Origin of the sequence: Blastococcus colisei, assembly GCF_006717095.1 — a bacterium.
GTDB classification, from domain to species: Bacteria; Actinomycetota; Actinomycetes; order Mycobacteriales; family Geodermatophilaceae; genus Blastococcus_B; species Blastococcus_B colisei.
Window position 1 is genome coordinate 3,937,548 of record NZ_VFQE01000001.1, and the last position, 25,259, is coordinate 3,962,806.

24 protein-coding genes, 1 tRNA gene and 1 pseudogene are annotated in these 25,259 nt (G+C 71.2%); 10 read left to right on the forward strand and 16 right to left on the reverse strand.

The features are described from left to right. Window position 1 precedes the first annotated feature (1 nt). On the reverse strand, window positions 2-1,777 hold the full coding sequence (locus FHU33_RS18735) for a hypothetical protein (protein ID WP_142026729.1): 1,776 nt from the start codon (window positions 1,775-1,777) through the stop codon (window positions 2-4). Between the two features lie 356 nt (window positions 1,778-2,133). Between FHU33_RS18735 and FHU33_RS18740 the strand changes: the two genes are divergently transcribed. The 6 genes from FHU33_RS18740 (at window position 2,134) to FHU33_RS18765 (ending at window position 7,422) form a co-directional block, all read left to right on the forward strand. Next, the gene (locus tag FHU33_RS18740) at window positions 2,134-3,108 is read left to right on the forward strand and encodes a hypothetical protein (RefSeq protein WP_142026730.1); all 975 of its coding nucleotides are present in this window, start codon (window positions 2,134-2,136) and stop codon (window positions 3,106-3,108) included. An 86-nt stretch (window positions 3,109-3,194) separates the two neighbouring features. After that, window positions 3,195-4,130, forward strand: coding sequence for a hypothetical protein (locus tag FHU33_RS18745; protein ID WP_142026731.1), 936 nt, complete (start codon window positions 3,195-3,197; stop codon window positions 4,128-4,130). Beyond that, window positions 4,127-5,158 carry an ImmA/IrrE family metallo-endopeptidase gene (locus tag FHU33_RS18750; RefSeq protein WP_142026732.1) on the forward strand — a complete coding sequence of 344 codons (1,032 nt, stop codon included), beginning with the start codon at window positions 4,127-4,129 and terminating at the stop codon, window positions 5,156-5,158. The genes FHU33_RS18745 and FHU33_RS18750 overlap by 4 nt, the downstream gene beginning before the upstream one ends. Before the next feature lie 79 nt (window positions 5,159-5,237). Continuing rightward, window positions 5,238-6,266: a hypothetical protein gene (locus FHU33_RS18755; RefSeq protein WP_142026733.1), complete on the forward strand. Its 1,029-nt coding sequence runs from the start codon at window positions 5,238-5,240 to the stop codon at window positions 6,264-6,266. After that, window positions 6,263-6,739 (forward strand): hypothetical protein, encoded by a 477-nt coding sequence (locus tag FHU33_RS18760; RefSeq protein WP_142026734.1) that lies wholly within the window; start codon window positions 6,263-6,265, stop codon window positions 6,737-6,739. The genes FHU33_RS18755 and FHU33_RS18760 overlap by 4 nt, the downstream gene beginning before the upstream one ends. Beyond that, on the forward strand, window positions 6,736-7,422 hold the full coding sequence (locus FHU33_RS18765; protein ID WP_142026735.1) for a hypothetical protein: 687 nt from the start codon (window positions 6,736-6,738) through the stop codon (window positions 7,420-7,422). Before FHU33_RS18760 ends, FHU33_RS18765 begins: the two co-directional genes overlap by 4 nt. Window positions 7,423-8,212: 790 nt before the next feature. Here the strand turns inward: FHU33_RS18765 and FHU33_RS18770 are convergent. From FHU33_RS18770 to FHU33_RS18800, 5 genes are all read right to left on the reverse strand, one after another. After that, on the reverse strand, window positions 8,213-8,395 hold the full coding sequence (locus tag FHU33_RS18770; protein ID WP_142026736.1) for a hypothetical protein: 183 nt from the start codon (window positions 8,393-8,395) through the stop codon (window positions 8,213-8,215). Window positions 8,396-8,586: 191 nt separating this feature from the next. Continuing rightward, window positions 8,587-9,483 carry a hypothetical protein gene (locus tag FHU33_RS18775; RefSeq protein ID WP_142026737.1) on the reverse strand — a complete coding sequence of 299 codons (897 nt, stop codon included), beginning with the start codon at window positions 9,481-9,483 and terminating at the stop codon, window positions 8,587-8,589. A gap of 60 nt (window positions 9,484-9,543) precedes the next feature. After that, window positions 9,544-10,470 (reverse strand): DUF2726 domain-containing protein, encoded by a 927-nt coding sequence (locus FHU33_RS18780; RefSeq protein ID WP_170182526.1) that lies wholly within the window; start codon window positions 10,468-10,470, stop codon window positions 9,544-9,546. Between the two features lie 2,952 nt (window positions 10,471-13,422). Further along, window positions 13,423-13,782: a DUF5615 family PIN-like protein gene (locus FHU33_RS18795; protein ID WP_142026740.1), complete on the reverse strand. Its 360-nt coding sequence runs from the start codon at window positions 13,780-13,782 to the stop codon at window positions 13,423-13,425. After that, window positions 13,779-14,015 carry a DUF433 domain-containing protein gene (locus tag FHU33_RS18800; protein ID WP_142026741.1) on the reverse strand — a complete coding sequence of 79 codons (237 nt, stop codon included), beginning with the start codon at window positions 14,013-14,015 and terminating at the stop codon, window positions 13,779-13,781. Before FHU33_RS18800 ends, FHU33_RS18795 begins: the two co-directional genes overlap by 4 nt. A gap of 372 nt (window positions 14,016-14,387) precedes the next feature. Here FHU33_RS18800 and FHU33_RS18805 point away from each other — a divergent pair, with 372 nt between their 5' ends. Together FHU33_RS18805 and FHU33_RS26510 are read left to right on the forward strand one after the other, a co-directional pair. After that, on the forward strand, window positions 14,388-14,687 hold the full coding sequence (locus tag FHU33_RS18805; RefSeq protein ID WP_142026742.1) for a helix-turn-helix domain-containing protein: 300 nt from the start codon (window positions 14,388-14,390) through the stop codon (window positions 14,685-14,687). A 73-nt stretch (window positions 14,688-14,760) separates the two neighbouring features. Beyond that, window positions 14,761-15,786, forward strand: a pseudogene (locus FHU33_RS26510) (tyrosine-type recombinase/integrase); the annotation flags it as partial. A gap of 200 nt (window positions 15,787-15,986) precedes the next feature. Here FHU33_RS26510 and FHU33_RS18820 read toward each other — a convergent pair. The 4 genes from FHU33_RS18820 to FHU33_RS18835 form a co-directional block, all read right to left on the reverse strand. Further along, window positions 15,987-16,059, reverse strand: a tRNA-Ala gene (locus tag FHU33_RS18820). A 115-nt stretch (window positions 16,060-16,174) separates the two neighbouring features. After that, window positions 16,175-16,588 (reverse strand): VOC family protein, encoded by a 414-nt coding sequence (locus tag FHU33_RS18825; RefSeq protein ID WP_142026744.1) that lies wholly within the window; start codon window positions 16,586-16,588, stop codon window positions 16,175-16,177. 20 nt (window positions 16,589-16,608) lie between these two features. After that, window positions 16,609-17,040, reverse strand: a complete 432-nt coding sequence (locus FHU33_RS18830) for a helix-turn-helix domain-containing protein (RefSeq protein WP_142026745.1) — start codon at window positions 17,038-17,040, stop codon at window positions 16,609-16,611. A gap of 32 nt (window positions 17,041-17,072) precedes the next feature. Then, a complete protein-coding gene (locus FHU33_RS18835) occupies window positions 17,073-17,843 on the reverse strand; it encodes a M23 family metallopeptidase (RefSeq protein ID WP_142026746.1) in 771 nt (256 codons plus the stop codon). A gap of 440 nt (window positions 17,844-18,283) precedes the next feature. Here FHU33_RS18835 and FHU33_RS18840 point away from each other — a divergent pair, with 440 nt between their 5' ends. Then, entirely contained in the window at window positions 18,284-19,447 is a 1,164-nt protein-coding gene (locus tag FHU33_RS18840) for a CDP-glycerol glycerophosphotransferase family protein (RefSeq protein WP_142026747.1), read from the forward strand. Beyond that, on the forward strand, window positions 19,434-20,252 hold the full coding sequence (locus tag FHU33_RS18845; RefSeq protein WP_246063843.1) for a phosphocholine cytidylyltransferase family protein: 819 nt from the start codon (window positions 19,434-19,436) through the stop codon (window positions 20,250-20,252). The genes FHU33_RS18840 and FHU33_RS18845 overlap by 14 nt, the downstream gene beginning before the upstream one ends. A gap of 19 nt (window positions 20,253-20,271) precedes the next feature. Here the strand turns inward: FHU33_RS18845 and FHU33_RS18850 are convergent, their stop codons facing one another. The 6 genes from FHU33_RS18850 to FHU33_RS25985 are packed head-to-tail and all read right to left on the reverse strand — an operon-like array spanning window position 20,272 to window position 25,255. After that, window positions 20,272-21,345, reverse strand: coding sequence for a hypothetical protein (locus FHU33_RS18850; protein ID WP_142026749.1), 1,074 nt, complete (start codon window positions 21,343-21,345; stop codon window positions 20,272-20,274). Next, window positions 21,342-22,031: an SCO family protein gene (locus FHU33_RS18855; protein ID WP_246063846.1), complete on the reverse strand. Its 690-nt coding sequence runs from the start codon at window positions 22,029-22,031 to the stop codon at window positions 21,342-21,344. The genes FHU33_RS18850 and FHU33_RS18855 overlap by 4 nt, the downstream gene beginning before the upstream one ends. Beyond that, entirely contained in the window at window positions 22,028-22,792 is a 765-nt protein-coding gene (locus FHU33_RS18860) for a YcnI family copper-binding membrane protein (RefSeq protein ID WP_142026750.1), read from the reverse strand. The genes FHU33_RS18855 and FHU33_RS18860 overlap by 4 nt, the downstream gene beginning before the upstream one ends. Before the next feature lie 50 nt (window positions 22,793-22,842). Continuing rightward, window positions 22,843-24,609, reverse strand: coding sequence for a copper resistance CopC/CopD family protein (locus FHU33_RS18865; RefSeq protein WP_142026751.1), 1,767 nt, complete (start codon window positions 24,607-24,609; stop codon window positions 22,843-22,845). Next, complete coding sequence (locus FHU33_RS25980; protein ID WP_246063847.1) at window positions 24,606-24,908, reverse strand: hypothetical protein; 303 nt, start codon at window positions 24,906-24,908, stop codon at window positions 24,606-24,608. The genes FHU33_RS18865 and FHU33_RS25980 overlap by 4 nt, the downstream gene beginning before the upstream one ends. Beyond that, on the reverse strand, window positions 24,905-25,255 hold the full coding sequence (locus FHU33_RS25985; RefSeq protein ID WP_246063849.1) for a zf-HC2 domain-containing protein: 351 nt from the start codon (window positions 25,253-25,255) through the stop codon (window positions 24,905-24,907). Before FHU33_RS25985 ends, FHU33_RS25980 begins: the two co-directional genes overlap by 4 nt. Window positions 25,256-25,259 lie beyond the last annotated feature (4 nt).

A 25,259-nucleotide genomic window follows, 5' to 3' on the forward strand; every position in this document is an offset into this window, starting at 1 on the left:
TTCACCTGTTCTCTGCGGATGCGGTCTGCTGATGGGTCGAAGGGAGGGCGAGCGAGCCGGCTGCCACCCCAGCCACCAGGGCGGAAGCCCACGTGTCTAGGGCCCGCTCGCGCCGGAGCAGCTCGTCGCGGTACGACGCGACCTCAGCCAGCCGGGCATCCAGAGCCTCCGCATCGGCGCGAGAGAGTGCGGGCACGTCCCACGTGCGCCACTCGCTGCCCGGCACCGACCGATTGATCCGCTCGGCCAGCACGTGCGGACCCACCGGGGCGCTGTCGGCCAGCCGCAGGATGCGGCTCGGGGTGGCCACCAGGCTGCCGCCCCGGGTGTCGACAATGGCCCGCGGCCGAGGCTTCTCGATGAAGACCACGTCACCGGGTTCGGTCCAGGTGGCCCGGGCGTACCGGTCGCGCGCGTAGAAGGGGTCAAGCCGCAAATCTGCGTCGGCGCCGTCCGCGGAGAGCACGTGCACTGTACCGCGGGGGTCTGCACCGGCCGGGTCGATCCGACGGCCCTGGCGCAGGACGAGCCGCTTGTCGTTCACCAGTTCGCCCAACGACAACCAGCGGACCACCGGTAGGGCGTGGCAAGCAGCCACCGAGGTATCGAGGGGCGGCAGCGGCCTTTCCAATTCCCGGGCGGCGGAGTGCGTCGTCTCCAGGTGTTCGTCGGCGGTGTGCAGGCGCACTGCCCGCGTGCCGCGTGGCACCAACTGCCCGCCGGCCAGTACCCGATCGAGCGCACGTGGGCGCAGGTAGCGATAGGTGCGGGCTTCCGTCGGCAGGGGCCCGCTGGTCGTCAGCGGCGCCAAGGCTTGTGCGACGTCGGCGGCGAGATCATCGAGATCGAGATCGACGCCGTCCAGGTCGGCCAGCCGGGCCTCGGTGCGACCGGTACCTTGGGTCAGCACCCACACGGCAGAGCTCTGCCGGTGCGCCGCCTTCCACAGGCCGCGCGGCAGCCGGAGAGCAGTCGCCAGCGGTCCCGGCCGGAGGGTCTCTGCCCGCGCCCGCTCGGCGGATCCCACCAAAGCGTCGGTCAAGGCGGTCGCGGGGCCCAGTACCACGGCGACGTCCCCCGGACCGAGGCTGACCACCACGTCGTCAGCGGAGAGCAGGGCGTCGTCGGTCGCCATGCCGAGCAGTGACCGGACCCGGACGATGGGCACGCTGCCGGGCTCTGGGAGGACCGCCCACTGCAGCGCGGCGGCGCGACGGCGCAGACGGCGGGCCGAGACACCGGCAGAGTCGTTGATCAACACGGCCGGGAAGTGCGGGGCCAGGGCTTGATCGAACTGCAGATCACCGCTGGCGTCGAGCACCGCACCGGTGCCTGCGTGATCGCGGCAGGCAGCGGTCACGCTGGCGACGAGCGACACCAACTCGGGAGCGCAGCCGCGGTGCCCGGCGCCGCGAGCGAGCCGCCCGCTGTCCAGCCGGGCGAAGGCGTCCTCGGCGCCGAACGACGCGGCCACCAGCTCGTCGACGTGCCCCGGCAGGTCCGGGTGCCAGCTCTGCTCCCTCGCCTCGCGCAGCAGAAATTGGTCGTTTTGATCGACTTCTTCGGCGAGCGTGACCAGCTCGGCGGGGCTCAGGCTTGCGAGGTCCGCGCCGGTCAGCACGGCGAGCGAAAGCAACAGCTCAGCGGACTCGTGGCCAGCCGCGACCGGGGCAGCCAAGGTGGCCGCGTCCACGGCTGCCTCCGGATTCTTGCCGCGGCCGGTCGCCGCGAGATAGGCGACGATGTCATCGAGCGCGAAGTGCTCGACCTTGCCCACCACGTCGACCGCGGCCGGGAAGGGGACCACGGCACCGCGCACAGAGGTGCGGTTCCGCCACATGGAGACGACGGCGCGTTGGACACCGGCCAGGGCCGCGATGTCCGGCAGGGTGAGCAGACGCGGTGACGCAGTCTTCGCCATCATCCGTCACCTCCTCGCGGCCTTGGGCTGACCATACGTGGGCACTTCCTAGCGCCAAGTCCAGGCGCTGATAAGCGGCCTTATCGTTGGACAGCTACGCGCTTGCTTCGGCACGATGACAAGCTTCTCGCGGGCTACCGGCCGGGGCCCTCGCCGTCGGGAGCTACGCCATGGACCAGCCTCAGTTCGCCCAGCAGCACTCAGTCCACGGAGTGAGGCGCGGAGTCGCCGACGATGCGGGGGGAGGACCGATCATCGACGCGTACCGCGAGCTCCAGGAGCTCGGACACTTCGGGACGCACGGGCTTCGGCTGCTCCTCGAGCTGGTAGGCCAGGAGGTGCACCGGTTCCCGGTCCTGCTCGCCCCCGGGGCGACCTGGAACTCGGACGCGGTGGCCGACTGCGCCCAGGAGTTCTTCGCCGCCAAGGGGCCGGCGGTGACCGCTGCGCTGCTCGCCCAGGTGACCGACGTCGCGTCGATGGCCCGCTACCTCCGCCGGTCGGTCCGGCACTTCTTGGTGGATTGCGCGCGCGACACCGACCTCGGAGCGATCCGCCGCAAGATCGAAGATCTCCTCTCGGCGACGGAGGCGTTCACCCGGGTCCCGCTGGGTGCTCCGGGCGCCGGGTGGTGGCAGCTCGCCGGTGACCCGCTGCCGCCCTACGGCGGAGACCTGCAGCCCCTCGTCGCCGCGGCGTACGCGGTGCCCGACGTGCAGGCCGTCCGCTGGTCGGGGCCCCGACGGAGCCCGCTGGCCAGCGACGCCTCCCTGGTGGAAATCCTCCGGGCCGTCCTGAGCGCGGCCGCCGGCTCGTTGGAGGTGGCCCAGCTGACCGCCGTGCTGGTGCGGCGCTTCCCCGCCGCGGTCGAGTACGCCGACGCCAGCCTCGAGGAGCAGACGTTCGAGGCGGCCGTCGCGCGGCTCGAGGACCGCCCCGACGTGATGCTCGAGGTCAGCGACAGAGCCCAGGAGGTCTACGCCCAACTGGCGCCGGCGCAGCGCGCGCTGCTGCCGCACCTCGACAAGCCGATCGGCGAGCAGGCGCAGATTCTGGGCCTGGGCCGCAGCCAGACCTACGCCGCGAGCGGCAAGCTCAAGGCGGTACTGGTCGAGCTGGTGCCCGATGACTGTCTGCGCGCTGAGGTGACGCTTGAGCTGTACCGGCTCTGCGTGGTGAACCCGTGAACGGCCGCCCGGACGATCGGCGCGGGTTCGGCGTCAACCGAGGTGCGGCCCCTTGGCCGCGCGTACCGGAAGAGGAGGCCGCCGTGATGCCCGCCGAGAGCGGCGCTGTGCCGCAGGAGCTGCTGGCGCTGGCCGAGAAGGCCGCCGCGCCACAGTTGAAGGAGACGGCGCTGGACCGGCGCTTCGGGCCACGGTCCAGCTGGGTTCCGGCTGCAGGTCAGCTGTGGCGAGCCGTCCGCGAGGACGTCACCGCGCTGGTGGTGCTCATCGCTGTCGACGTCGAGTCGGTGACCGCGGTGCCCGCGTCGGTCGACAGCGGAGGCGAGGAAGCCGATGCCGACGCGCTGGTTCTGGACGACACGGTGCTGGGCGTGCCCGTCACCGTCTGGGTCGGGTTGCGCCGCGCCTTGCCGGTGAGCGTGCTGGACCGGCCTGTGGACGACCTGGGTGCCGCGGTGCTGAGCCGCATTGCCGATCGGGCCCGCGCGGCCAAAACCGCGAGCACCGCCCTACTCGACGTCGAGGTTCGTGCTGAGCTCGCCGACGACCTCGATCTGCTGGCCGAGCCGGCGGTCCACACCGCTCCCGTCCCGGCAGACGCCGACGACGCCCCCGCCGGTGCCCCGGCCGCGATCGACCTCGCCGCCGTGGATCCCGCAGATCTGGACGAGGCCGCCGCGCGCCTCGGGCTACCCCTGCCCGTCGTCCTGGACCTCATCGACGGCAAGCGGCCCCCGACACCGGCCGAGGCTGACGTGCTCCGCGAGGTGCTGGGCGCCGCACCGGAAGCCGCACCGCCACCCCTGGCCCTGGTCGTGGAGCTGGCTCAACCACGGTGGCGAAGCCTGGTTCGCCAACATCGCCGCCGCCGCGAGCTGACCGAGACCGCGGCGCGCACGGCCCTGGCCTACGACATCGGCGCGATGGCGGCCCGCCAGACGGGCGAGCGAGAGCCCTCCTGGTCCGACCGCATCCGCCTCTGGGCACAGGGCGAGCAGCTGGACCCGGACGCCGACGCATGAACGTGATCCGGGTCGACGTCGTCAAGCAGGCGCGGCTGATGCTGGAGCGGCTCGAGGCCGCCCATCCGGGCGTTGCCCAGCGGCTGCACACCGACGCCCTCATCGAGCTGGAGAGCTGGACCGAGGTGCAGGTGCGCAGGGTGCCCGACGCCGAGGCGCAGGCGCGGTGCTCGGTGGCCGGCGGCTACGTGCACTCCACAGTCCCGCCGACGCTGACGGTCACCCAGTCGTTGAGTCCCCGCCGGCGGCAGTTCACCGCCCTGCACGAGCTCGGCCATCACCTACAGAAGCACGACTCCCGGCTCGCGATCGCCGTCCGTCGTCAGCCGGCGGACAGGGAGGCGTTCGAGGACGCCGCCTGCGACATGTTCGCGTCCTTCGTCCTCATTCCCGACGAGGTGCTCTCCCCACGGGCCGATGGCCGCTCCCCGAGTGCCGCCGATGTCGTGGGCCTCTTCGAGCGGACTCAGGCCTCCCGCGCCGCCTGCTGCGTCCGGATCGCCGAGCAGCTGGGCACCCACGGCGTCGTCACGGTCCTCGACTCCGGCGGCACGGTATCCTTCGCGGCCGCCCACGGTGACGAGGTCTTCCCGCCGGCTCGAGGCACCAGCCAAGCCCACACCCCGCTGGTCGCCGCCGCGCTCCGCCAGGGACGAAGCGCCCGAGTCGACGACACGTACGTGCAGTACCGCGGCGAGCACAAGAGCGACTTGCTCTACGGCGACGCCGCCTGGGCCGGCGAGCACCTGATCACCATCACCGTGCTCGACCGGCCCGGATGGAAGGCCTTCGCGCCGCCGCGCACCGGCACCCGGCAGTTCGTGCCGCGCACCTGGACGTGCGAGATGTGCGAGGAGGAGTTCACGCCGGACGGGGCCTGCGCCAAGTGCGGCACCCCGCGCTGCAGCAGTGGCCACTGCGCCTGCACATCAGCCGCCGAGCGCACGTGCCAGCGGTGCTGGTCGGTCCTGGCCCCCAGCCGGTTCCCGAGCCGGACCGCGAAGATCTGCCGGGACTGCGCCGGCTGACCGGACGGCTCGGCGAGGTTCGGCGTCATACCGGTGTGAGAGGGCGACCACCGCCCGCAACACACCTGGAGGACCGGCCATGGGCCACACCGACGACTACCTGAACACCATCCGCGGCAAGATCGCGGCCGACGACACCGTGCTGGCCGAGGCCCGCGACCGTCTCGCGCTCGTCCGCGAGATCGCCATGGACTTCCCCGGCGCGCTGCGCACCTACCCCTCCGGCTCCCTCGCCCAGTTCACCGTGAACCACCCGGTGACCGACGGCGACGGCGGCCTGGTCCTCAACCGGGTTCACTACCCCGACCTCGGACCCGAGGGCGGCGGGAAGACGCCCAACGACATCGCCGACGAGCTGTGCGCGCTGCTCGGTCCGGAGATCCGCCAGACCTACCCCCGCGCGCGCTGCGGCAAGTCCAAGCGCGGGCCGAAGATCACCTTCGGCGAGCCGATCAAAGGGCAGGACCCCTCGGTGGACCTCGTCGTCGCGCTCACCCGCCGCGAGGGCAGCGGCCTGTGGATCCCGAACCTGGACATGCGCCGCTGGGAGGCCTCCGACCCGGAGCAGCATGTGGCGCTGCTCAACGGCGGCACGGAGTCCCTGCGGCGCACCCGGCGGCGGGCCATCCGCCTGCTGAAGGCCTGGAACAAGCAGTGGTCGAGCCCGGCGTTCTCCAGCTTCCACGTCTCGGCCATGGCGCTGGAGTACATCGTGGCCGGCATGGGTCTCGCCGCCGCCCTGCACGCCGTCTTCGACGGCGGGGCGACGTTCCTCGCCACCGGCTGCAACACCCCCGACCCGGCCGGGGTCTCTAAGCCGCTGAAGCTGGTCGACGGCATCTCCCGCGAGGTGGCCGTCCAGCGGCTGCGCGGCGCGGCCACCGCCATGGCCGAGGCGATCGAGCACGACGACGACGAGATCAAGGTGCAGTCGGCCCTCCACCGCGTCTTCCGGGACTACGTCGACACCCCTATGGCGGCCAAGCTCGCCTCGGCGGTCGCCGTGCTGCGCACCGGCCGGCCGGTCACCACCGTGGCGCTCGGCCTCGGCGGGACCGCGGCCGCGGTCCCGGCGACCCGGGCCTACGGCGGTCCCCGGCCGCAGTGACCCGCCGACCCGCCCACCGGCACCCCGCCTGGTTCGACCGGCCCGCCAACCGCCTGCGGCTCATCGCCGAGCTGCAGGCGGTCGGCGCGGACGTCGCCGTCATCCGGCCGGGACGTCGTCGCCGTGGCGGCTTCGCCGTGCGGATCGTTCTGACCCCGGCCGGTCTTGAGCCGCAGCGCGTGACCATCGAGTTCGGCCCGAACACCCCGGACACCCCGGCCATCTACGTGCCCGGCCCGGGCTCCAAGCACCGCTACGACGACGGCAGCCTGTGCATCTGGTACCCCTACGACCCGCCGGAGCGGCGGTGGACCTGGCGCGACGGCGGCGCCGTCCTCGCCGGGCACATCTGCGCCCACCTCATCCGCGAGGCCTGGTGGCGTCAGACCGGCGAGTGGCCCGGGGAGGAAGCACCGCACGACCCGCCAGACCCGCCCATCGCTCCCCGAGCCGCACGAAGGACGTCCCCGTGACGAGCCCCACGCCGACGCCGGCCGCGCCGGCCTCGCCGACGGACCCGATCCCCTCGCTGGTCCCGCCGGCGGCGACGACGACCAGCACCACACCCACCCCGGCGCCGGCGACCAACGACGCGCCGGCAGGCTCGGGTGGCGGGCTCACCACCGCGGTGCTGTCGGCGGCGGTCGTCGCAGCCATCGTCAGCGGCTCGATCACCACCGCCCTGGCCCGGCGCGCCACCCGCCTCGAGGAGCGGGCCCGCGTTCGCACCACTCTCGCCGAGGCGTACCAGGCCTACGCCGACTACAAGGAGTTCCCCTACGCCATCCGGCGGCGTCGTGACGACCTGGACGCCGAGGAGCGGATCCGCCTGTCCGAGGAGGTGCGCCGGGTGCAGTCCCGCCTGTCCTTCTTCCAGGCATGGACCCGGGCGGAGGACCCGACGACCGGCGCCGCCTACAACGACCTCGTCGGCCAGCTCCGCAGGGTCGCCGGCGCCTCGATGCGCGCAGCGTGGCTCGAGCCACCTCTGGACAACGACGCCGGCATGAATATCGGCCCGGACCGCGTCGACCTGAGCGAGCTCCGGACGGCCGAGGAGGCGTTCCTCAAGGCCGCTGAGAACCACGTCCAGGCCCTCACGAGGCCCTGGTGGCGCCGGAGCCCGAAGCCGGCCACCGCAGGCCCGCAAGAGTAGTCAATGCACTGGGCAGGTAAGCGGCGCGGGCGTCATGCTGGCGACGGATCGCTTGCCGAGTCGCGAAAGCGAGCGATCTGTAAGTCCACCGAGCTCTCGGAGGGAGGGACCCGAGGCGTATTCGTAGACGATTGTCAGCGCTTGGGCAGGGCCCTGAGACCCCGTCCGCAGTGCCGACATCTGCCACATGTGCCTCGGGCTGTGGCGCGCCACAGCTCCCTGGAGAAGTCACGATCGACGACCGCCACACGTCTTGCATCTGAGGTAGCGGGACTCGTTGTGACGGATCGGCGAGCAGCCGCTGCAACCGGTTCACCCGGCCCTCGTCCGCTCCGTCCCCCGTCGCCGCGTTCCTGTACCAGCAAGCTGCCGATGTCCGCGACGCCCAGATTGCCCGCGCCATCGTCGCCATGCTCAGCGCGGCCACGAGTCACCCACCGACGATCTGGAACTCTCTGGACTGCAGCTGTAGGACGCGATAGGGCACGTGTGTCAGGAGCAGACCTCCAGGGAGCGCAAAGGCGGCTGACCGGCAGAGACCGATCCGACCTTTCAAGCTGGCCATGCCGGTTCGATCCCGGTCACTCGCTCCACGCGGAAACCGCAGGTCAAGTGGCCTGTTAGGTGTGCTGGAGGAGTGCTGCAGGACTCAGTGGAAGACCCGATATGACCAATGTTGACCCCTGTTCTCCGCTGCGTGGGTCATGAATGGGTCACGCCCGGCGGCTGGATACGGCCGGCTGAAGGCCCTGATCGCTCCACCGAATCGCCTCCCGGTGGCCACGGCTGGTCACGCGGTGAGCGTGAGGCCCTGCCGAACGGCGATCCGCCCAGCGGTCTCCTGGAACGGGACCTTGATGCGCCCGGCTGCGGCACGGCCGTAGATGACGACGGCGAGGACGGCGTACTGCCACAATGGTGTCTGCCACCAGCTGGCGTCACTGGCAAGATCCGGCTGCAGGCCGCCGCGCATGCAGGCGGCGGCGTAGAGCGCGTACTGGCTTTGCGCTGCTCGATCCGGCCTCGGAACGTCACCTCGGGCCGTCACCGGGGCCTGCCGCCTGGGAAAGTGGAAGGCCGCACGCTGGAGCGATAAACGGTCCAAGACTCGCGCCCTTGCGATGGGCCGACCCAAGCGCGAGAGCCAACACATACCAAAGAGCATCAATCCGCGACGGTAGGAATGGTGCCCTTTACGAAGCGTCCCGGATCCTCCTCAGCTGTCTGGGCAACGTTGGCCGAAAATTGAATAACCTGATCCTCCAGGTAACCAGGAAGGTGCTGGTAGTTAACGACGTCGATCTCGAAGCGGCCCTTGATTGTCTTGGTCTCGAGTTGTCGGATCACTTTGCCCCATGGGACTTCCGCTATGGAGGACTCGGGGTGTGTTGCGTCGACACGGTAGAGGGGGGCGCTGGTCACTACCACCGGGAAGTGTAAAGCGACATTGTTCCAACTGTCGTTGCGTCGCGCTGGGGTCGGCCAGTCTGCTGACGCGTATTGCTTCTGCGCTGCCCTCAAAGCTTTGGCCAGCGGGAACACGAGCGAGTTAAAGATGCCGGAGTTGTTGGCAGTCCAATTCTTGCCGCGATCAAGGCGCACCAGTTGTGATGCTCGGAAGACTTCCAGGGATGGACTGCCAGGTGTCTTGTCTAGGCCGAGCTTGCTCCAGGCTGGCGCGTAGCGGATGCTCTCGCCCGTACCTGGGAGACTGTTCTGAGCGATCAGATTGTTATATCGGAGGGTGTGCTGTGCGGGGTGGCGCTTGCGCAGCCACTCCTCGTGCTCACGGCCTATCAAGACATAGGGAGTGCCGCTCTGCTTACACTCCGCCAATACGCGCGCGGAGACCGTCAAACGGTGCTCATCGCTGTGGAAGAACCTTCTGTAACCCATCACGTCAACTTCGCGCGAGTTGGTGGCGTCATCAGGGTCCTCGTAAGCCCAGCCGAGTTGCGTCTTGAGACGCAGTTCCTCCATCGCCCTGGCCGTGTCCTGCTCCAAGAGCCATCCAGCGTCTCGAACTGCCGTCAAGATCTCATCTGGTGTCGGCTGGCTCACTGTGACGTCCACCTTCGTAGTTCCCGTAACCACACAACCAGACCCCTAAGCCGGGCAGCCTCAGGCCAGCCGCCTCATCTGTATCGTCGCGTCGAGCGGCAGCGGACCTCCTGGCACAAGGGAGCCACCGCTGGTGAACGACGACAGGAAACCGCCAGCGTCGATCGCCTGCTGAACTTCGCCCATGACCTTCATCAGCTCGCGGCGGTCGCACGCCACCGCCTCGCCCGAGAGCCATCTCTCGGCGAGATCCCCGACCTCAGCAACGACCAATTGGGACGCGATCTGACCAGGACTAATGCCCTGGAAGCGGAAATCGCGGACTCGAACACGCGCGACGAGGTAGCGGTTCTCGGCGACAGCCACATAGGCGTGCGCCTGAACCATCCCGTTGGCCTTGACGGCCGTTGTCCAGGTATCAGGCAGCGCCGTTGGAAGCCGCCTCGCGTTGTAATGCGCCCAAAGCCGGTCGATTGCGTCAGTGTCGAAGGCGTAGAAGCTTGAGCGGCCGTCATCGTCCTGAACGATCACGCTCTCGATCATGAACGGCTCGTCCCAGGGCACGTGCCCAGCCTGCTGGGCCGCGTAGAAACCCTCGGACATGTAGAAGGCATCAACGAGGTAGCTGAGCACCCGCCAGCGCCCGCGCCGGTGTGTGAAGTCGCTCGTGATACGCGCGAGGGGCAGACCTGCCCCTTCGCACAACGCGTCCTTCATGCGATCTCGCTCGCGCTGGCGCGCGTCGTTCCAGTGCTGAGCGCCGTCAAGCTCCACAGCGAAGCGAGGAATGGATGTCTCGGCTTCAACCATCAAGAAGTCAAAGTGAGCACTCAGCGCATAGCCCTTGAGCCTACCGGTCAGGTGATCGACGTTTAGGACGTCAGCGACTCGGACCTTGGTCAGCAAACGATCACCGTTGTCGGCGGCCTCCGATGTCAGCAGACGGTCCGTCACCTTCTCGTAGTGGTTGACGAGAACCGGCTTCACGCCCCCGCCTTTGCTCACCACGGCACAAGTCCTATCAGGGGCCGCTGACATCCCCGCCCGCGCACCGCTCAGCGTGACCGGGCACCGGGCACCGGGCACCGGGCACCGGGCACCGGGCACCGGGCACCGGGTTCCCACATGCGCGCGCCTGGAGCAGGGGCCGGTCCGCCCATCGGGCATCCTGATCGATGCCGAGCCGACCTGCACCTTGATCTCCACCCGGTCGCATGCGCTCTCGTCTGCTTACGATGGTTCCGCCGTTCCGCGCACGCCTCGTGAGCGCTCGAGGCGGTGGCTTCACCCGAGCCAGAAGTCCAGGATCCGCGTGAGGCGTGGACGGCGAAACGGATGCGAGGGATGCTCGACACATGGCCAGGACCTTCCGGCCCACGCCCAGCGGCCATTCCCGCCAGCTCGCGGAGGCGTTCGACCGCAGCCAGCGGGTCGGGGATGTCGTCATCCAAGATCGATGACACTTGACGGGCGACGACGGCCTTGGCTACCCAGAGCTTCGACCAGGTCGACGGAGGACGCACGAAACGAGTACGTGGTCAGCCCGACGGCGGGCACGCGGACCAAGTACGACCCCTCGACCGCTCTGATCTAGACCGGGGGCCTCAAAGCTAATCCGGCCCAGGTCGACAAGACACTGATGCCTTCGGGTCGGACCAAAAGAGCGATGCGGCGCGAGAGGACCAAGAACACAACGAGCGCGAACAGCGAGATGCTGCAGGTTCCGGTACCCAGCCCCCGGGACGGCGCACTTCTCTGCTCCGGTCACCGCGGCCTCTCGGCTGTCCATCAAGGTCAGCGACGTCGTCGAGTGACCTCGCCCGCCGCCGCGAGAGCAGCGACGAGGGCGATCAGAGCGCGAACGACGTCAGGGACCGAGTCGGCCTTTCTCGTGACGAGGATGACGGTGATCAGGACACCGGCGACCATCACGGCGAGGGCGCACGTGGTCACCACCGGCCTCCAGTCACTCGACCGTGCGGGTGGCCTGTGGGCCTCGGAAGTTGACTTGCTTGTCGTAGCGGGCATCCTGAAGTCCTCCGGGCTGGGGCCGTGTTCGCATCCGCGTCCACGGCTCTCTGCATCGACACGGAGACCAGGACGGCCCGGCGTCGCGAGCGCCGGGTCGTCTGCTGTCCGCAGCCCGACTACGCCGTCCTGTTCCCCGTGACGAGCATGCAGATGTCACGGCCTGCGCGGTAGTGACCCCGGGGTCAGTAAACCTCCTTTGACCTGGGTCAATGCACTGGAATGCACTCAGCCCGTGTACGCACTGACCTCCGTGTACCGAAGGCCTAAAGCCCGGCGCAGCGGTCGATGACGTGCACGAAAGAAACTTGCGACACGCCGGGCCGACACGCCGTACGTACGACCGCCGGGCTACTCGTCGGGTGTCTCAGCGGCTCCGGCGGCCAGCGCATGCGTACCTCGCTGGCCCGCCGCCCACCCGGACCCGGCGTGCGCACGCAGACGGTCACCGACGCCTTGCCCACATCCAGCCCGGCGACCCGCTTGGAACAGCACCTCCATGGCCGATCCCCTCCCACTGTCGACACCAATAGGCGTCGCCCGGAGGGCCCTCTGCCAGGACACAGACCCACGTGCTCGCAGCAACAATCACAGGCACCGGAGGACCCCGAGCCATACACCTCAACGGGCTCACCCGCGCCAGTGTGTGTCGACGTCGCCGGACGACCCGACCATTCTCATCAGCACGGGCGGCGATCAAGATCGCAAGCGGTTACACCTCCTGCATCTAGGGTCTGGGAGCTGGTGGTGACGGGTTACAGGAGGATTGGCAGCAAACTGAGGGCATGGGAACCAGCGGCACCCCTGAGTACCGGCCACGACGGCGGGCAGGTGAGCAACAACGCCGTCAGCGCCACCAGGAGACCGCAGTGAAGCGCCCCCGTCGGGACCCGGCCGGCCCTGCGGCGGACGGGCCCCAACGCCGGACCGCCGCGACGACCTGCGGATGGTGCGGCGGACCGATCACCCCGCGCAGGCGCGGACCGATCCCGAAGTGGTGCTCGGCCACCTGCCGGCATCGAGCTTGGGAACAGAGCCGCGCAGCGACCTCCGGCCGGACGGCAGTGCAGGTGGTCGAGCGGCGGGTCGAGATCCGTGTACCCCTCGAGCCGACCCGTCGAGACTGGCCGCGGTTGCTCGGCGAGCTGGCCGCTCAATTGGATGACGGCCGCGTTTACGACCGGGACCTGCCTGCGCTCGGCCGGGCACTGGACCCGGTCCTGCGGTCCTACCGGCGACGGGCGCGCTGGAGCGGCGTACCTGACCTCCCCTGAGCGCCCGGAGGCGGAGCTCTCTTATTGCTCCTGTCGGGCACCGGCGTCGACGGTGACGTCGGGACAGTTGTCGTGGAGCGGGAGCCAACCGGGGTGACGTAGGTGACGGGGCGGTGACGACCCGACCGGCCCGACGTCACCCCAACCGGCCGGCCGCTGGCCCTCGCTGCGACGTGACTCCCGGCCCTGCGGGACGGCAGGGCCCTCTCGCCGGGCAGCACGCCCCCGCCGCGCGGCGCACCGATCCCGTGGGAGGGGTAGCGCGCGCCGGTGACGCCCGCGCGGTATGCCGCTCGGGAGCTGAGCGCCCCTCTGTCACCCCGTCGTCGGTTACTCGTCACAACGGATTGCGCAGTCCTGGATGCATAAGGTGTGTCGGCTCGTGATCTTGTCCGATCGGGCAGCGGAGAGGGTGCCGCGGGCGAAACTCGACCAAGCAGCCGGGGGTCGACGGTGCGGCGCTGGTGAGTCTCATGACAGGCCTCAGATTGCGCTGCCGCGGGCGCGACTTCGCCGAGGACGTGTCAGGACCTTGGACCAGGACGTGTCCGAGGCGCCCGACCGGTCGACGACACCCCCGGGGCTCGTGGACGCCGGACCCCGTCCGCGTGGCCCCGGAACGAGCGCGGGTCCGCCGCTATTGAAGACGGCGGATACGCAGCAGGCCGCGCTGCGCGACGGTGACCGTGCCGGCGAGCGTGGTCAGGTCGTGACCGGCGACCACCTCCGCGAGCGCAGCGGCCACGGTCCGCGCCGACTGGTCAGACGGGCGCAGCACCAGGATGCCGGCATGGCTACCCGGCGGGTACGCCCGGATGTCGCCCAGTCCGCGATCGAGGGTGATCAACAATCTTCCGTCAGCGGCTGCAGCGGCCACGACCTGCGGATCCGACGCACCGCCAAGGTCCTCGTCGACGACGGTGTCGACATCGTGTCCGGCGGCGATAAGCACCTGGCGAGCTGAACGAGGGATGTTCTCGTCGAGCTTGACCCTCACTCGGGGCCCAGCGGGACCAGTTCCTCACGGGCCAGCAGCGCCCCGTACGCGGCGGCCGCCTGCACGCCTTCCGAGGTCAGGGTCGGATACTCCGCCACGATCTCTGCGGGGCTCATTCCGGCGGCAATGCAGTCGAGCACCACGCTGACGGGCACGCGGGTGCCGGCGATCACCGCCTGGCCGCTCAGCACGGCCGGATCGGTGGTGATCAACGCCAGGCGGTCGGAACTCATGCGCCCAGTCTGCCCGTGCCCGCCAACCAAGCTCAGCACGCCGAGCCCCGGACCGCGCGGACCTCGTCGAGCACGACGCCGTCGATGCCTCCGCTGCGAACGGCGAACCGGCTCAACTCGCTGCGACCGCGTGACACCGCCCGGAGCCGTCGCCGTACTGGACGAAAACCGGAGACGCGCCGGAGCAGGTCAGGAGGCCGAGCAACTCGACGGACGTCGGCCCCAGGAGATCAGGAGCTCGTACAGCAGGGACTGGAGACAATCAGGAATTTCGCCGGGCACTGTCACGAACCGGCCGGAAATGGCGCCTTCTCCAGGTGGGCGTGCGGCGCCGGACGCCGGCGCACGAGGCCACACGACGAGGAGGGCGAGATGAGCGACGCGCAGCGACCTCAGGAGCCGGTGCCCGGTGACCCGCTGCTGCTCACACCGGAGGAGGCCGCCACGGTGCTCCGCCTCGGGCGCACGACGGTCTACGCGCTGATGAAGGCCGGCGACCTGCGCCCCGTCCACATCGGCCGGAGCTGCCGCCTCTCCCGCAGCGAGCTCGAACGTTACGTTCGCGGCCTGGAAGCTCCCCGCACCGCTCCTCGTGCGCTGCGCCGAGCCGGGACCACCACGGACCCGCGCGGACTCTTCGAGCTCGGCCCGACGTCGCCCGATGCCGCGTGAGTCCACAACCGCTCCGCCGGGGTCGGACCGCTCGGCCAGACTGAACCTCCAGCCCACGACCCAGGGGTGACCGATGGCGGGACGCGCCTCGAACGGCGAGTCGACGATCTACCAGGGCGCCGACGGCCGCTGGCACGGCTACGTCTCCGTCGGGTTTACGCTCGACGGCAAGCTGGACCGCCGGCACGTCAGCAGCAAGAGCCGCGGCGTCGTGGTCGCGAAGGTCAGGGAACTCGAACGCAAGCGCGACTCCGGGACGGTCGGCGAGACGTCGACCCCGACCGTCGCCTGGTGGCTCGAGCACTGGCTGACCACCATCGCCCCGCGCCGGGTGCGACAGCGGACCCTGGAGAGCTATGAGTCGGCGGTCCGCAGGCACCTGATCCCCGGTATCGGCCGCCACCGGATGGACCGGCTGCGCCCCGAGCACCTCGACCAGCTCTACACCGCGCTCCTCGACGCCGGCTACTCCCCCGCCACCGTGCTGCGCCACCACCGCATCCTGTCCCGGGCCCTGACCGTCGCCGTCCAGCGCGGCCACGTCCCCCGCAACGTCGCCGCGCTCGTCGACCCGCCCGCGCAGCGGCCGAGCGACATCGCCACCGCCCTCGACCTCGGCGAGGCCCGCGCTGTGCTGCACGCGGCGACCGGCGTCCGAAACTCCGCTCGCTGGACCGTCGCCCTGGCCCTCGGCCTACGGCAGTCCGAGGCCCTGGCACTGCAGTGGAAGGACGTCGATCTGCTCAGCAACACGCTGACCGTGCGGCGCAGCATCCACCGGGTCCGCGGTGGCGGGCTGATCTACGAGGAACCCAAGACCCGCCGCAGCCAGCGCACCCTCGCGCTGCCGATGCCCCTCGTCGCCGAGCTGCACCGGCACAAGGCCGTCCAGCTCGGCGAGCGGATGCTGGCCGGCTCCGAATGGCACGACGAGGACCTGGTCTTCGCCCAGCCCAACGGCCGCCCGATCGACAAGAAGACCGACTACGACGACTGGACGCGCCTTCTGCAGAAGGCCGGCGTCCGCCACGTCCGCCTGCACGACGGCCGGCACACCGCCGCCACGCTCTTGCTGACCGAGAACGTCCACCCGCGGGTCGTCATGGAGCTGCTCGGCCACAGCCAGATGCGCACGACGATGGACATCTACAGCCACGTCATGCCGGCCCTGGCCCGCGAGGCGGCCGACAGGATGGGCACCCTGCTGCTGCCAGGTAAGGGCAGGCAAACTGCAACCACAACTGCAACCAGAGACGACACAGGCCGCCCTCCAGAAGGAGAACGGCCTGGTCATCGGGGTGGAGCTGAGGGGACTCGAACCCCTGACCCCCACACTGCCAGTGTGGTGCGCTACCAGCTGCGCCACAGCCCCGTGCCCGGCCCGGTCTGGTGCGTCCGAGCCGGGAGCAACTGTACAGGCCGGATGGAGCACGGCCGCGCAGGGGTGGCGACGCCGCACGTCGCGCCGCCACACCCCGACGGTGGTCTCAGGTCTGCTTCATCTGGGCGATGCGGATGTGGTTGCCGAACGGGTCGCGTAGGCCGAAGTCGATGCCGTAGGGCTGGTCGACCGGCTCCTCGTCGATCTCGACTCCCGTGGCCTTGAGCTCGGCGTGGGTCTTGTAGGCGTCGTCGCAGGCGAAGAACAGGTGCCCGCCGGCGACCCCCTTGGCGATCGCCTCGCGCACCTGCGCGGCGGTCTCCTCGCTCATCGACGGCGCACCCGGCTTCTCGAGCAGGACGGCGCGGTCGGGCTGGCCGGGGAGGTTGACGGTCAGCCACCGCATGGGGCCGAAGTTCATGTCGGACTGGACCTCGAAACCGAGCTTTCCGACGTAGAAGTCGAGCGCCTGGTCCTGGTCGGGGACGTAGATCTGGGTGATGGTGATGGCGGTCAGCATGGGCCGAACGCTAGGGAGGGTCACTCCCCCGCTGCTTCTCCAGAACTGCTCGATCTGGCGGAACCGCCCGGGCGGGCCCAGGCCATCGCGAAGCAGGTCGGCACCGGCGGCAACGGGCCCCGTCGCCGGTACACCGACGGCGGCTCGCCCACGATGTCGCGGAACACCCGGCTGAACGTGCCGAGGCTGCTGAAGCCCACGTCCATGCAGATGTCGGTGACGCTCCGCTCCCCCGAGCGCAGCAGGAACATGGCGCGTTCCACCCTGCGCCGCTGCAGGTAGCGGTTGGGCGTCTCGCCGAACGTGGCACGGAACGTCCGGATGAAGTGCGCTTCGGAGACGTGCGCGATGCGGGCCAGGGTCGGCACGTCCAGGGGCTCGGCATACCGGCGGTCCATCGCATCGCGCGCCCGGAGCATCCGCCGGTTCGAGTCCTCCGCGGTCCTGCTCATGCCGGGATCAGATCACGCCCGCCGGCGGAGGGTCAGACCTGGACGCCGCGCTCGGCCAGCCAGGTGACCGGGTTGATCCGTGGCCCGTCCTCGCCGCCCTGGTGCACCTCGAAGTGCAGGTGGGGGCCGGTCGACTGCCCGCGGTTGCCCAGCAGCGCGATGGTCTGGCCGGCGTCCACGTACTCCCCCGGCTCGACGAGGATGGAGTCCATGTGGCCGTAGACGGTGACGTCGCCGTTCTCGTGGAGGATGTAGACGGCGAGGCCGAAACCGCTCGCGGGGCCGGCCCGCAGCACGACGCCGTCACCTGCCGCGTACTCCGGCGTGCGCATAGGCGCCGCGAGGTCGATGCCGTAGTGGAAGGTGCCCCACCGGCTGCCGTAGCCACTGGTGAGGCGGGCACCGTCCACCGGCAGGACGAACTTGGGGCGGGCGGCCTCGCGCGCGGCGGCCTCCGCCTCGGCGCGGGCGGCACGCGAGGCGGCGACCTCCTGCAGCCGGGCCTGTGCCTCCGCGACCGTGACCGACGCACGGGGCATGACCTCGAGGCCCTCGTCACTGGCCAGCAGCGCCTGGTGGGCCTCCAGCACCGAGGTCGGCTCCGCCGACGCGGCCGGGGCTCCGTGCAGGCCGAGGACTGCGGCGACCACTCCACCGGTCAGCAGCGCACTGAGCAGGAGGGCCGGCCGGCGGGTGCTCGCGGGCGTCGCGCGGCGGGCGTGCCGGGACACTCCGGAACGGGCATGAGGACGAACCGTCGTCAGGAGGTCGGTGGGGGCCTCCTGGCCGATACGTGCGCGCATGCACCTGCCCGATCGTTGGTTCGCGAGAGGCCGAAGGGGGAGTCCGACCGCTCGCCATCCAAACACTCCGTGACCCTCTCGTGACCGGGCGTCCGGCGCGTCGCCCGGGACACGCCGCGCGACCTGCCTCACACGTCCCACGAGTCGCACCCTCTACTGACAGCGGTGTAACTCTGCCGGCGCCTCGGCGCGACACCGGACCGTTTCGCCGGAAGCCAGATCGGGCATGATGGCCCTTCCGGCGCCGTCCCCGGCCCGGGCCCCTACGCCTGTCAACGTGTCACCGGGGATGTGGCGGAGCACGCCGGAACGTCGGTCGTCCCGCAGGTCGTCGCCGGCTCCCATACTGGCCGGCCTGCGATTCGTCGCACCTGAACACGAGAAGAGGATGCGTTGACGCCGTACGGATGCCTGCGAGTCATTGTCGCCGGAACCTCGCAGTGAGGATTGTCTACTACACCTTCCGCGGCCAGTTCGCCGACAGCCCTCGGGCTCTCTACCGAGCTCTCGCGACGCGCCTCGGGCCGGACATCCGCCACACCTGGCTGTGCACCGCCGAGACGGAGCACACCTTTCCCACCACGGTCGAGACCGTTCCCATGCGCACCCCCGAGGCGGTCGCCGCCCTCGAGTCGGCCGACGTGGTGATCGCGAACGACTGCATCTCCATGCCGTGGAGGAAGCGACCCGGCACGGTCTACCTGCAGACCTGGCACGGCACTCCGCTCAAGCGCATCCACCACGACGTCGCCGACGCGCCCGAGGGATGGCTCACGCAGGCCGATCTGGACGTGGCGCGGTGGGACCACCTCCTGTCCCCCAACATCGTCACCTCCGAGCGGTTGCGACGCGCCTTCGGTTATCGCGGCCCGGTGCACGAGACCGGCCTGCCGCGGAACGACCTCTTGAACGGCACTGAACGAGCGAGCGTCCGCGCCAGGGTCCGCGCCGCTCTCGGGATCGCCGACCATCAGACGGCCGTCCTCTACACCCCGACCTGGCGGGACGATCTCGTCTTCCACCGCTCCGAGGGCCGCGACTTCGAGCTGGCCATCGACCTGGAGGACTTCCACGAGCGACTGGGGTCCGACCACGTCCTGCTGCTGCGCCTGCACCACATGGTGTCCGACCGGTTGTCCGCTGCAGAGTCGACGATCGCCCGCGACGTGTCCCGCCATCCGGACGTCGGCGAGCTCTACCTGGCCGCCGACATCATGGTCACCGACTACTCGTCGACCATGTTCGACTTCGCCGTCACCGGAAAGCCGTTGCTGCTCTACACCTACGACTACGAGCGATTCCGGGACCAACTCCGCGGCTTCTACTTCGACCTCGAAGCAGTCGCCCCCACCCCACTCCTCGGGTCGAGCAAGGAGCTGATCGACGCGATCGTCGACATCGAGACGATCACGGCGCAGCACGAGGAGCGCTATGCGCGCTTCCGCGAGACGTTCTGCCACCTCGAGGACGGCGGCGCGACGGAGCGCGCGCTCGGACTGCTGTTCCCCTCCGGGTTCCCCGCGCGATCGGGAAACTCCGGCTCGACCGACCGCCCTGTGCACACTGCGACATCCGAGGGAGATGAGAACCGTGCGGACCTCTGATCGTGTTCTGACCACCGTCCTGCGCGGCCGGTCGCCCGCGCGCTCCACCCGGCTGCACACCGCGCAGCCGCCGCTGCAGGTGGTCATCCTGGCCGCCGGGATGGGCACGCGCCTCGGCCGCGACCACCCGAAGCCGCTCACGCCCCTCACCGACGGCCGCAGCATTCTGCGGCGCCAACTCGACGGGCTGCGCGCCGTCCTCGGCGACGACGTGCCGATCACCGCCGTGGTCGGCTTCCGGAGCGAGATGATCATGCAGGCGGCCCCGGAGCTGACGTTCGCCTACAACCCGGACTTCGCCACGACCAACACGTCCAAGAGCCTGCTGCGCGGGCTGCGCAACTCCCGCGAGGGCGGCGTGCTGTGGCTCAACGGCGACGTGGTCTTCGATCCCGCGGTGCTCGAGCTGGCCCTTCCCTGCCTGCGGAGCGACCAGAGCTTCGTCTGCGTCGACACCAGCACGGTGGCCGACGAGGAGGTCAAGTACACCCTCGACGACGAGGGCTACGTCCGGGAGCTGTCCAAGACGGTGGTCGGCGGCCTCGGAGAGGCCGTGGGCATCAACTTCGTGTCCGCCGCCGACAAGCCCGCGCTGATCGAGCACCTGAGCGCCTGCGGAGCCCAGGACTACTTCGAGCGCGGCATGGAGACGGCCATCGAGGAGCAGGGGCTGCGGTTCCGCCCGGTCGACATCTCCGAGTTCGCCGCGGTTGAGGTCGACTTCGAGACCGACCTGCAGCGGGCCAACACGCTCCTCCCCGGGACGCTCAACCACGTCGTCGACGAGGTCGCCGAGGTCGGCTGATGCCGCCGGCCGGTTCCCGTCAGCCGACGGGAACCGGCCGCTCCGGGACGGCGCCGTCGTGCGGCGCCACCTCACGGAAACGGCGGACCGCCGCGATGCCGCCGGCGACGAAGCCGACACCGAGGGCCAGCAGCAGGCCCACGGCCACCCGTGCGGCGGCCTGTGGCCCGTCGGTCAGCACGTTCGCCGACCACAGGACGTCGACGTCGGGCAGCCCCTGCACCAGCATCAGCCAGCCCAGCACCACGGCCAGCAGGCCGGTCATCGCACCCCGCCCGCGGCGGGCCGCCCGGAAGCCGAGGCTCGCGACGAGGGCAGCGGTCAGCGCGGGCAGCAGCGCCGAGACGACGGCTCCCGCGTGCGAGGAGATGCTCACCGGCGGCTCGGGCGTCGTCGCGGCGTGCCAGACGGCGGCCGCGGCGCCCACGAGCAGCAGCGCGCCCAGCGGACGCGGCGTGCGGGCCAGGAGGCCGGCGGCCAGAGCCACGAGCACCAGCGCCAGGTGGACCGGCCACACCAGCCAGGGAGCAGGCGGCGGGCTCCAGGTGAGCACCCCGGCCACCTCGACCTCGGTGTCGCCGTGGACCAGCGGCACGGTCCAGCCGAAGACGGTGTGCGCGCTGCCGGGATCGGCGGCGACGGCGGGCGGCAGCACGTCCTCGCTCATCCAGTGCGTGCGGTGGTCGTGCCAGACGTAGTGCGGCTGGGTCGAGACCTGCACCCAGTCGGGCTCGGCCCCCCGCACGGCGTTGTCGGGCAGGTCGACCTGGGCGTACCGGTCGAGGTTGACGTAGGTGGCCGGGCTGTTGGCGTTGCGCCAGACGCCGTCCGGGCCGATGCGCAGGTAGGGCTCGTCGCTGTAGCCGGGGACGACCACCTCGGTGCCGGTGTCGTTGACCAGTTCGAGCTCGTCCCCGAACTGCAGGACGCGCACGGTCAGCCCGGGGACGTGCGGGGTCACCGACACCACCCGGGCGTCGAAGTCGCTCCCCGCCGCCTCGCCGCCCACGTGCGCCGCGGCCGGCCCGGCCACCGCCAGGCTCGTGAGCACTCCGAGCAGGACCACCAGCAGCCGGGCCACCGGCCGGCTCACGTGCCCTCCGCGACCAGACGCAGGTCCGCAGCGATGTCCCGGGCGGTGTTACCGGTGTTGAAGGCGACGTCCGCTTCGTCATCGCTTCCGTACAGCAGCAGCATCGACGAGTGCAGCCGCCCCTGGTCCTCGGCCAGGGGCACCCCGGTGGACAGCTGCGCCTGGTCGATCACCGCCTGGTCGCCGGTGAGGCCGATGAACGACACGGGGAGGTCGGCGTCGAACCGGTCGAGGTACTCGCCCAGGACCTCCGGCGTGTCGGTCGCCGGGTCGGTGGTCACGAACACCACCTGCAGGTCCTCGGGGACGGCGTCCAGCCCGCGCAGCGCCACCGCCACGTCGGCCATGGTCGTCGGGCAGATGTCGGGGCAGTTCGTGTAGCCGAAGAACAGCAGCGTCGGGCGCCCCGTCGTCATCGCCTCGAAGTCGAACGATGCCCCGGTGGTGTCGGTGAGCGTGAACGACGGCCGGCGGTAGGGCTCGGGGAGGTCGATACCGGCGTACCGGTCCTCCGGCCCCTCGACGGTGGCAGGGGCACCCGAGTGGTCGTGACCGCCCTCGGCCTGCCCTTCTGCCGTCGCCTCGCCGCCGCAGCCGGCCAGGGCCACGAGCACGGACAGCATGATGGCGATCAGGGGCACGGCCGCCGGCGCCGGGCGCAGGCGGCCGCCGACGGCGGAGCTCACGACGACACGGTACGTCGGTTCGCCCGCCAGCCGAGGACGACGCCGCCGATGCCGGCGAGCAGCGCCAGGATGGAGAGGAAGAGCGCCAGCCCGGCCGGCTCGTTCTCCGCCTCGCCGTGGGCGTGGTCGGCGTCTTCTCCCGCGGCGGCCGTCGCCGTCGTCGTCGCCGCGCCTGCCTCCTCCCCCTCTGTGGAGGCGGCGGTGAGGCTCAGCACCGGCGCGGGGCGCTCGGGCTCCTCCTGACCGTCGACCGACGGCTCGATCCAGGCCGACTCGCTACCGTCGCTGTAGAGCTGCACCGTGGGGAACGCCAGCTGGTCGGTCTCGGGGAACGGCCCGCCGGAGAGGGCGAACTCCTGGAACTGTCCGGGGGCGATGCCGCCGCCGTCGTCCGCGCGGAACTCCACCACCGAGACGTAGGAGCTGATCTCCTGGCCGTGGTTCTCCAGCGGCTCGTCGAGGTCGGCCGTGGTGAGGGTCGCCGTCCAGCCGGGCACCGGCTGGACGCGCAACGAGGCCAGCGCCGCCCCCGGGGGGATCTGGATGCGCAGTCCGACCGTGCTGGCGGTGTCGCTCTCGTTGGGCACGCGGAAGGTGAGCTTCCCATAGCCGCCGGGGACGGCGTCCTGGCTGGAGACGCCCACATGAGCGGACGCGGTGGCCGCGACGACGATCGAGGCGGCGAGCGCGGCCAGGACCGCCGCCGCGAGGACGACGAGCCGGGCGAGGGGGCGGGGCAGGACTATCGAACTCGACAGCATGGAACTCCTGTTCATCGGGGGTCTGGGTGGTCCGGCGACGCTGCTGGGCGTCAGCGGACCGGGAAATCGGTACGGGCGGTGGCGGCGGTGAACTCGTCGAGCCGGACGCTGACGGCCAGCGTCCAGGTGCCGGCCCCCGGGATGTTCATCCCGTCGCCGACGTAGTGGCCCGGGCCGGCGGGCGCCAGCTCCACGTCCAGCGGGCCGATGTCCTGCGACGGCTCGGTGAGGCTCACGGTGATCTCGGCCGGTTGGGTGAGCCGGCCGGTGTCGTCGAAGAGGTAGAGGTGCAGCGTGTTGGGCCCCGGCCGCGCCGGGTCGACCGAGATCTGCACGCTCCCGACCGGTCCGCTGCTGCCCTGCAGGGGCACCAGCACGTCGACCGGCCGGACGACGGCCGAGCGCGCCGGCGGGGTGCCCACCAGCACCGCCGACAGCGCCAGCACCACCGCCGCGACCGCGAACTCCACGAGCACCGACCGGCGCAGGGCCGGCACGTGCTCGACCGCGCCCTCGGACTGCATCCGTACGCGCAGCCCCGCAGCCTCGGCCACCTCCTCGGCCACGCCGTCCGCGGCGAAGGCGTGGGCGGTCAGCGTGCGACGTCCACCCTGCCGCGGTCGCCGGACGCCCAGGCGCTGCTGGACCCACACCCGGGACACCCCGGCCGCGGCGAGGATGAGCAGGACCAGGACGAGCTTGGCCACCAGCACCCAGCCGTAGGTGGTGACGAACAGCGCCGTCGGCGATTCCACCTCGCGAACGGCCTGCACCGTCCCGGTCACCACCAGCGCGGCGACCGCGCCGAACGCGATTCGCGACCACGGCGTGAGCACCCCGGCGAGGTCCGCCGCCGGGACCCCCGGCCGCAGCACCACGGCGAGCAGGGCGGCCAGGCCACCCAGCCAGACGGCCATCCCGGCCGCGTGCACCGCCGCGACGGGCACGGCGAGGCCCGGCCAGGGCCCGGCCACCGGGTGCCCGATGGCCGCGGTGCCCACGACCAGGCCGACCGCCAGGACTCCGGCCACCACCGTCCGGGGGACCGACGGCGGCGAGCCCTGGCGCCAGACCGGCCGGAGGACCAGCGCCAGCACGGCGGCGAGGACCGCCCGGGCGAGCAGCGTCCAGCCGGCCACGGAGGAGGCCGTGGCCGACAGCAGCGACGGGTCGAGGACCGAGCCGGGGCCGGTGGCCGCCGTGTACGGCCCCTGCAGGAGGAAGGTCAGGACGGCCGAGGCGGCGACGGCCCAGGCCCCCCACGTGGCCAGCCGCCGGAGCCTGGTGGACCCCCAGCCGCCGGGCCAGCAGAACAGGACCAGGACGGGAACCCCGATGGCCAGCGCGAGACCGGCGAAGCCCAGCCAGCGGCTCGCCGGGAGGGCAGCGGCCACGACCGGGTCGGTGGCGTCCTCCCCCACCCCTCCGGCGGCCGACACCAGCTCGCCGTCGCCGACGACGAAGGAGTACGCGCCCGCGATCGGGTGCGAGTCGGCCGAGACGACCCGGTAGGTGACGAGGTAGCCGGCGTCGGGCAGGTCCGGCCGCAGGGGGATGGTGAGCACCCGGCCGTCGACGGCCGCGGCGCCGGTGTCCACCCGCTCGCCATCGGCCCCCAGGACGCGGGCGTACCCCGCCCCCAGGGAGACACCCTCGCTGAACTCCAGCGTCACCTCCTCCGGCACGGCGTCCAGGCGCGCGCCCTCGCCCGGGTCGGTGGAGACGAGGGTGGCGTGCGCGGCGGCCGGAGGGGCGGTGACGACGCCGCCGAGCCAGACGGCGACGAGCGCGACCAGCAGGAACCAGGAGCGCCTCACGCGGGCACCCGCCGGCCCGCGAGTGCGCCGACGGCGCGGCGACGGCGCCCCCGCCAGGCCACGGCGCACACCAGGACGGCCCCGGCGAGCAGCAGGAGATGGGCGACCGCCCGCTCGGCGTGCACGTGACCGGCGCCGAGGTCGACCAAGGTCACCGGCAGCAGCAGAGCGGCGAAGGAGCCGAGGAACGGCAACGCCCCGGCGGCCAGCCGCGGGCCGGCCGCGACCGCCAGGAAGGCGGCCGCCAGCGCGAGGTTCCACGCCCCGCTCTCGCGCGCCATGTGCACCGGTGCGCTCATCGCCCCCGCCCCGGACGCCAGCACCGGCCAGGCCAGGCCAGGGCCGCCTGGGCGACCCCGACGGCCACCAGCGCCAGGCGCAGCGCGGAGTCCGCGAGACGGGCACGGGCCGCCGCGGCCGCGCCCGGGAGCTCACGGGGCAGGGCGCTCAGCACCGCGGCGGTCAGGTCGGGCACGGGGGGTGCGGGAACCAGCCGCACCCGGCGGCTCACCCGGGCCGCCTCACCCGCCCACGCCGCGCAGTCGGGGCAGGCGGCGAGGTGGTCGTCCAGCTCGCGGGAGGGCATCTCGAGGGCCTCCCCGTCGATACGCGCGGAGACGGCCTCGCGGAACGGAGTGCACGGCATGGTT